This is a genomic window from Leucobacter sp. M11, assembly GCF_035726885.1.
Taxonomy (GTDB): domain Bacteria; phylum Actinomycetota; class Actinomycetes; order Actinomycetales; family Microbacteriaceae; genus JAPFRB01.
This window is the reverse complement of the sequence record NZ_JAPFRB010000001.1, coordinates 316,095-324,366: the sequence shown is the minus strand read 5'-3', so window position 1 is coordinate 324,366 and position 8,272 is coordinate 316,095. Positions and strand designations below refer to the sequence as shown.

The following is an 8,272-nucleotide window of genomic DNA, read 5'->3' as shown; positions in this document are numbered from 1 at the left end:
GACGTCGTGACCGCCGAGGCGGGCGGGGTGACCCTGGACACCCTCTTCGTGGACGAGGGCTTCGGCAGCCTCGACCCCGAGGCGCTGGCCGAGGCGATGGCGACGCTCGACTCCCTCCGCGAGGGCGGCCGAGCCGTGGCCCTCATCAGCCACGTCACCGAGATGCGCGAGCAGGTGCCCGCCCAGATCGAGGTCCGCGTGCAACCCGACGGAACCAGCCACATCCTGAGCCCCGGATCGGCCCCGCAGACCACGCCGGGGCGGGCCGACCCGGTAGCCTAGGAGCAGCGGCGCCCGGCAGTCTCCCGGCGGGGCCGCCTCGCGCTCGGCTCAGTCGGTTTCGGGCGACGCACCCCGGGACCGGCAGGAGCACGGTGAACACCCAAGCAGGCACGAGCCTCGGCGATCTTCTCGATCAGAAGACCGGCCTCGGCACCCCGGACGAGGTCTTCGCGGCCTTCGAGGAGTGGGCGGGGGTGGAGCGCGGGCTCATGCTCTACCCGGCCCAGGAGGAGGCGCTCCTCGAGCTGGTGACCGGCTCCAACGTGATCCTGGCCACGCCAACGGGCACCGGCAAGTCGATGGTCGCGATGGGCGCGCACTTTGCGGCCCTCGCCGAGGGCAAGCGCACCGTCTACACCGCCCCGATCAAGGCCCTCGTCTCCGAGAAGTTCTTCGACCTCGTCGAGGTCTTTGGCGCGGAGCGGGTCGGCATGGTCACGGGCGATAGCTCGATCAACCCCGACGCCCCGATCCTGTGCTGCACCGCCGAGATCCTCGCGAACCTCGCGCTGCGCGAGGGCGACGGGGCGGGCGTCGACCAGGTCGTCATGGACGAGTTTCACTACTACGCCGAGCCCGACCGGGGCTGGGCCTGGCAGGTGCCCCTGCTGCTGCTCAACGACACCCAGTTCCTGCTCATGAGCGCGACGCTCGGCGACGTCACGGAGCTCGCCGACGACCTCGCGCGCCGCACCGAGCGGGAAACGGCCCTCGTGACGGGCGTTGAGCGCCCCGTGCCCCTCAGCTTCGACTACGCGGTGACCCCCGTGCACGAGACGGTCGAGATCTTCCTGCACGACAAGAAAACCCCGGTCTACATCGTGCACTTCGCGCAGGCCGCCGCCGTGGAGCGGGCGCAGGCCCTCGCCTCCATCAAGGTCGTCACGCGGGAAAAGCGCGACGAGATCGCCGAGGCGATCGGTGACTTCCGCTTCGCGACCGGCTTTGGCACGCAGCTGTCCCGGCTGGTCCGGGGCGGCATCGGCGTGCATCACGCGGGCATGCTGCCCCGGTACCGGCGGCTCGTGGAGACGCTGGCCCAGCGCGGCCTGCTGCCCATTATCTGCGGCACGGACACCCTCGGCGTCGGCATCAACGTACCGATCCGCACGGTCCTGCTGACGGCGCTGACGAAGTACGACGGCGAGAAAATGCGCCATCTCACGGCGCGCGAGTTTCACCAGATCGCGGGCCGCGCCGGCCGGGCGGGCTACGACACGGAGGGCGATGTCGTGATCCAGGCCCCCGAGCACGAGATCGAGAACCAACGCGCGATCAACCGGGCGGGCGACGACCCGAAAAAGCGCAAGAAGATCGTCCGCAAGGCCGCCCCGCAGGGCTTCGTCTCGTGGGGCGAGCCGAGCATGCGCAAGATCGTCGCCGCCGAGCCAGAGCCGCTCGTGAGCCGGATGAAGATCAGCCACTCGATGGTGCTCAACGTGATCGCCCGCGGCGAGACCCGCGAGAACGAGGCGCTCGACACGATGCGCACCCTGATTTTCGACAGCCACGAGCCCCGCGAGGCCCAGTTCCGGCACGCGCGCCTGGCCCTCGGCATCTTCCGGACGCTCCGCCGCGGCGGCATCGTCGAGATCCACGAGGAGCGCGGCCAGCGCCTGCTCCGGCTCACGGTCGAGTTGCAGGCAAACTTCGCGATGAACCAGCCCCTGTCGCCCTTCGCGATCGCGGCGCTGGAGCTGCTGGACCGGGACGACGAGGACTACCCGTTGAACGTGATCTCGGTCATCGAGTCGACGCTGGAGGACCCGCGGGCGATCCTGCGCGCCCAGGAGCACAAGGAGCGCGGCGAGGCCGTGGCCCAGATGAAGGCCGACGGGATCGAGTACGAGGAGCGCATGGAGCTGCTCGACGAGATCAGCTACCCGAAGCCGCTGAATGAGCTGCTCACCGCGGCCTTCGAGAGCTACACGGAGGAGGTGCCGTGGGCGCGGGACTTCGAGCTGAAGCCGAAGACCGTGGTCCGCGACATGATCGAGCGCGCCTTCAACTTCCGGGATCTGGTCTCGTTCTACCAGCTGAGCCGGGTCGAGGGCTCCGTGCTCCGGTACTTGTCCGACGCCTACCGCGCCATCGGCCAAACCGTGCCGGAGGAGGCGCGCACCGAGGCGCTGGAGGAGTTGATCGACTGGCTCGGCGAGCTCGTTCGCCAGGTGGACTCCAGCCTCGTCGACGAGTGGGAGGCGCTCAGCCACCCGGACCCCGAGGCGCACGAGGCCGAGCGCGGCCAGGTGCCGCCGCCCGCCCGCTCCCTGCTGAAGAACGTGCGCGCGCTGACCGTGATGGTGCGCAACGAGCTCTTCCACCGCGTCCAGCACGCGGCCTTCGACCGCTACGCGGCGCTCGCCGAGCTCGACGCGGGCTCGGGCTGGACGGAGGCCCGCTGGCGGGACGCGATGGCCGAGTACTGGGCCGACTACGACGAGCTGGGCATCGACAACGCGGCCCGCTCCGCGGAGTTCTTCGAGCTGGATCGCTCGGGCGAGGACGCGGGCACCTGGCGGGTCCGCCAGGTCTTCGCGGACCCCGAGGGGGACCGGGACTGGGGCATCACCGCGCAGGTGGACCTGGAGGAGTCCGAGGCGATGGGCCACGCGGTCATCAAGGTGCTCGACGTCGGCCCCTTCGACGCGGCCGAGGCGTAGCCGCCGATGGCGCACGCGGACGTGACCCTGGCCTACGCCCGGCGCGCCGGGGAATACGCGGCGGCGCTCGGCTCAATCGCGGCAACCCACCCCTCGGATCGGGCGCTCATCGAGACCTGGGCGAGCGAGGCCCCCGGGCCGCTGCTCGACGCCGGGTGCGGGCCGGGGCACTGGACCGCCTTCCTGCGCGCGCGGGGATACGACGCCCGCGGCATCGACGCGGTGCCCGAGTTCCTTGAGCTCGCGGCCGAGTGTTTCCCCGGCACCCCCGTGGCACTGGGGGACCTGGACCGGCTGGACGCGCCGGAGGACACCTTCGGCGGGGTGCTGGCCTGGTACTCGACGATCCACCACGGGCCCGAACGGATCGGGGTGCCCCTCGCCGAATTCGCCCGGGTGCTTCGGCCCGGCGGGCGACTCCTGCTCGGCTACTTCGAGGGGCCGGAGACCGCTCCCTTCGCCCACGCGATCACCCGGGCCCACCGCTACGCGGAGGCGGATCTGCGCCGGGCGGTCGAGCGCGCTGGCTTCGAGGTGTTCGAGGCCCACCGCAGGAGCGGCCGGGGGCACCGACCCCACGGCGCCCTGCTCTGCGAGCTGCCCGCGGCCGCCTGAGCCGGGGAAGCAACGCGGGGCAATCGCGCCACATCGCCTGGGTCGAACGTCAGCGGTCCCCGTCCCCGTCTGCCATGCACCCTGTGCTGAGCACCGCCACCCCCGGCTTCCTCCGGGGTGGGGTGGTTGTGACGGCGCGGGCCGTTCGAACCGGGGTCCGAGCGCTGGCCCAATCGGCAGGGGCGGTGATATCCCTGAACGGCCCAGCGCTCCGGCAGCACGCGCGGATCGCCGCCGTGCCGCCGCGGTTCTCGCGTCCCGCACCCCGGCGAACGCGACTGTCCGCGGCCCCGGTTCCCGTCTGCACATGACCCTCTTCCCGAGCGCCGTCACCGCCGGCTCTGGTTTCCACCGGGCGGGGCCGTGCTGCCTCCGCGGACCGCACATTTCCCAGGAGCGGCCCTTCGCCGGGGGACTCCCGCGGTGTTGTGTTTGCACGGGGCACACTCCGGCAGCACGCGCGATGTACCGCCCTTTCACCGCGGCCAATGCATCCCGCACCTCCCCAACCGCGAATGTCAGTGTCCCCGGTTCTCGTCTGCATATGAGCCTTCTTCCCGAGTACCGCCGCCTTCCCCGGGTTTCCACCCGGGCGGGGCGGTGTTTCCCAGGCGCGGCCCTGCGCCGAAGGCCTCCGCGGTGGCGTGTTTGCGCGGTGCCGCACTCCGGCAACAGGCGCGAATGACCGCCGTGCCGTCGCGGTCAACGCGCCCCGCACCCCACCAAACGCGAATGTCTGTGGTCCCGGTGACGGTCTGCACCTGAACCTCTTCCCGAGCACCGCCGCCGCCTTCCCCGGGTTCCACCCGAGCGGGGCCGTTCCCCCTCCGCGGACGATGCAATTTCGAGGTGCGGACCTGCCTCCGTGGGCTCCCGCGGTGGTGCGTTTCAACGGTGGGGCACTCCGACAACTCGCGCGAATTTCAGTCGTGCCGCCGCGGTCAACGCGCCCCGCACCCCGGCAAACGGGAATGTCGGTGGTCCCGTTACGGTCTGCACATGAACCTCTTTCCGAGCACCGACGCCGCCTTACCCGGGTTCCGTCCGGGCGGGGACGCGCCGCCTCCGCGGGCGGGGCGATGCCCAGGCGAGGCCCTACGCCGAAGGCCTCCCGCGGTGTCGTGTCGGCACGCTGCCGCACTCCGGCAACACGCGCGATTTTCAGTCGTGCCGCCGCGGTCAACGCGCCCCGCACCACACCAAACGCGAATGTCGGTGGTCCCGGTTAAGGTCTGCACATGAACCTCTTTCCGAGCACCGCCGCCACCGCCCCCGGGGTCCACCCGGGCGAGGCCGTGCCGCCTCCGCGGACGGTGCAATTTCGAGGTGCGGGCCTGCCTCCGGGGGCTCCCGCGATGGTGTGTTTCCACGGTGGCGCACTCCGGCTACTCGCGCGAATCTCAGTAATACCGGCCAGGTCCACGCGCCCCGATCCCCGGCAAACGCGAATGTCGATGATCCCGGTTCGGGTCTGCACATGAACGTCTTCCCCAGGACCGCCGCTACCGCCCCCGGGTTTCACCCGGGCGGGGCCGTGCCGCCATCGCGGGAGGTGCAATTCCGAGGTGCGGATCTGCTCCCAGGGGCTCCCGCGGTGGTGTGTTTTCAGGGTTCCGCACCTCGGCGGCACGCTCGGTTCGCCGCCGTCCCGGCGCGGTCGACGCGTCCCGAACCCCGGCAAACGCGAATGTCAGTGGTCCCGGTTACGGTCTGCACATGAACCTCTTCCCGAGCACCGCCGTCACCGACACCGGGCTCCACCCGGGCGGGGCCGTGCCGCCTCCTCGGGCGGTGCAATTCCGGGGTGCGGATCTGCTCCCAGGGGCTCCCGCGCTGGCGTGTTTCCGCGGAGGCTCACTCCGGTGGCACGCTCGGTTCGCCGCCGTCCCGGCGCGGTCGACGCGTCCCGTGCCCCGGCAAACGCGAATGTCGGTGGTCCCGGTTACGGTCTGCACATGAACGTCTTCCCGAGCACCGATGCCACCGTCCCCGGGTTCCACCCGGGCGGGGTCGCAGTGCCCGGGAACGCCTCGGAAACGTCGTCGTCTGAGACCGTCGCCCCGGAGCATCGCGCGGCTGAGACCGTGACGATTCCGCTCACGGTCGCAGGCCTTACCGAGGCCGCGCACCTGATCCTCACCGCGCTTCGCGACGAAGCCGCCCGTGCGCTCGCCGAGGAGCGCGCCGCGGCCCGAGACACCGCCGGGGCCGGGCGGGGCGTCCTCGACTGGGGTGGCGGGCTCCAGGGTGTCATCCAGCCCGACGGGGCCGCCGAGGGGGTTCTCGACCCGGCGAAGGCCCGCCGCCACGAGCGCATTCTCCGCGATCTTGCCGGGGTCGAGGCCCTGGCGCGGCACGTGGACGCCGCCCGGGTCTGGGCCGCTGGCCGCGTCGACGTGGCCTCCGCACGCGAATACGGGTCCGAGGGCCTCGCGAGGCAACAAAACTTCCGGTCGCCCGGAGCGCTCACCGCGTCCGTGGCCGGGATCTCCGAGCGCACCGCCCGGCAACGCATCCGGCTCGCCAAGCGCACCCGCACCGCGACGAATCTTTTGGGCGAGCCGGTGCCCGGCCCGTTTCCCGCGGTCGCGGCGGCCCTGGACGCGGGCGAGCTCGGCACCGACGCCGCGGAGGTGATCGTCGCCGGGCTCTCCCGCGTCACCAAGCGAATCGGGGCCAGCGAGCAGACAGCTGCCGCCGAGCGGGAACTCGTCGCCCTCGCCGGGTCCGACACGGGCGGCCTTCGGCACAGCGCCGAGGAGGTGGCCAGGCTCACCGAGCACGCCGTCGAACTCCTCGACCCCGACGGAGCCGCCCCCGACGAGGCCGAACGGCGCGGCAAGCGTTTCCTGCGGTTGACGCCGCTGTCGGACGGGATGACCCGGCTCACCGGGCTCCTCGACCCGGAATCTGCGGCGATCATGACCGCGCTCGTCACCCCCTCCGAGCGGGAACGAGCGAAAGAGTGGGCCGAGCACCAGCGCGCCGAGGAAACGCGCGCAAACGCGCACACCGCCACGGGCACAGTCACCGACACCGACGTCGCTGACCCCGAAGCAGGAACCGTGGCTCATAGCGGTGTGCGCTTCGAACCGGTCACCGGCGAAGACCCGAAAGGTCAGAGCGGCAACGACGCCGATCCCACCCCCGACGACCGCACCCCCGCCCAGCGCACCCTGGACCGCCTCATCGACGGCATCCGCGCCCACCTCGCCGAGCGCAACGCGGGCGTGGCGACCGGGGCGAGCACCCTCGTGAACATCCACGTGAGCGCCGAATCCCTGGAAACAGGCACCGGCCCGGCCTGGGCCGACGGCATCTTCGCCCCGCTCTCCGCCGAAACCGCGCTCCGGGACCTCTGCGACGGCAAGTACGCCATCACCGTCTTCGGAACAACCGGTGCCGTCCTCGCGCAGGGGCGCGCGCAACGCCTGTTCACCCCGGCGCAAAAGCTCGCCCTGGCCGCCAGAGACGGCGGCTGCGTCTGGCCCGACTGCGACGCACCGCCCACGGACTGCGACGCTCACCACGTGATTCCGTGGAGCGAACACCATTTGAACGGGCCAACCGATGTGAAAAACGGGGTGCTGCTGTGTCGCTTCCATCACCGGCGCATCCACGAACACGCGCGCGACGGGCTCGGTGCCGAGCACCGCTGGACGATCCGAATGATTCGCGAGCTGCCGCATTTGATCCCGCCCGAACGGCTCGACTGGAACCGCACCCCCAGGCTCCTCGGAAACCCACGGGGACGGGGACACGCAATTGCGCGACGGGAAAGACGCGGGGGCGGTGATCGCGCAGCACGCCCGAAACAGAACGCCTCCGGATCCGGCTGGAAGGGCAGGTGACCCCGTGCTACATTCCCCGCATGAGGCGCACATGACGAACGGTCCCCGCGCGGAAAGCGCGCCCGGAAGCCTACCCACGCCGGCGTGGGAGCGCCGCCGAGCCGCTCTGATGAAGCATCCCGATGTGGCCATCGTGCCACGGGACCTCCCCGGGGGCCGCACGCTGCCGCTCGCACGGGTGCGCAGTGGGCCCCGGGGCTCAAATCCGGTGCTGGTCCTGCCCGGGGGCCCGGGCCTGGCCTCGGTGCAGCCCTATCGGGGGTTCCGGACCGCGGCTGCGCGGCGGGGACGTGACGTGCTCATGGTGGAGCACCGCGGCGTTGGGCTGTCCCGCAAGACCGATGACGGCAGCGACCTTCGCCCCGAGGACATCACTATCGACGGGGTGTTGGCTGACCTTCTCGCGGTGCTGGACGCTGAGGGCATCGAGCGGGTGTGCGTCGCGGGGTCGTCGTACGGGAGCTATCTGGCGGGCGCGTTCGGCGCACGGCATCCGGAACGGGTGCGTGCGATGATCCTCGATTCGCCGGTGCTGGACGCCACGAGTACCCGCGAGGCCACCCGCGCGCTCAACCGGCTGTACTGGTTCGGCACGGAGGAGACCGCTCCGCACGCGGCCCGGATCCGCGCACTGGCGGAGCGTGATGTGATCGCGGCTGCCGATGGCTTCCCGCTCCAACTGCTGCACGAGTCCGGGGGGCCGGCCCTCGTCGCGGGGATGCTCGACCTGCTGGAACAGGGCAGGGGGCACCGGCTATGGTCCTGGCTGACTCGGCTCGGCGCGGCGGATGTGATGACGGTCCGGCCGTTCCTGATGGAGTTTGATCTTGTGGCCCGCGCCGCGTTCACCGAACTCGGCTA

At 71.4% G+C, this 8,272-nt stretch carries 5 protein-coding genes; all 5 read left to right on the top strand.

The genetic code is table 11. The annotated features are described in order from the left end of the window. Positions 1 to 282 (top strand): hypothetical protein (locus tag OOT08_RS01595; RefSeq protein WP_325090825.1); only part of this gene is annotated, 282 nt, incomplete at its 5' end. Between the two features lie 92 nt (positions 283 to 374). Then, a complete protein-coding gene (locus OOT08_RS01590; RefSeq protein ID WP_325090824.1) occupies positions 375 to 2,945 on the top strand; it encodes a DEAD/DEAH box helicase in 2,571 nt (856 codons plus the stop codon). A 6-nt stretch (positions 2,946 to 2,951) separates the two neighbouring features. Next, positions 2,952 to 3,560, top strand: a complete 609-nt coding sequence (locus OOT08_RS01585) for a class I SAM-dependent methyltransferase (protein ID WP_325090823.1) — start codon at positions 2,952 to 2,954, stop codon at positions 3,558 to 3,560. A gap of 1,955 nt (positions 3,561 to 5,515) precedes the next feature. Beyond that, the gene (locus OOT08_RS01580) at positions 5,516 to 7,411 is read left to right on the top strand and encodes an HNH endonuclease signature motif containing protein (RefSeq protein ID WP_325090822.1); all 1,896 of its coding nucleotides are present in this window, start codon (positions 5,516 to 5,518) and stop codon (positions 7,409 to 7,411) included. A gap of 31 nt (positions 7,412 to 7,442) precedes the next feature. Then, on the top strand, positions 7,443 to 8,272 hold an 830-nt coding region (locus OOT08_RS01575; protein ID WP_325091271.1), incomplete at its 3' end, for an alpha/beta fold hydrolase.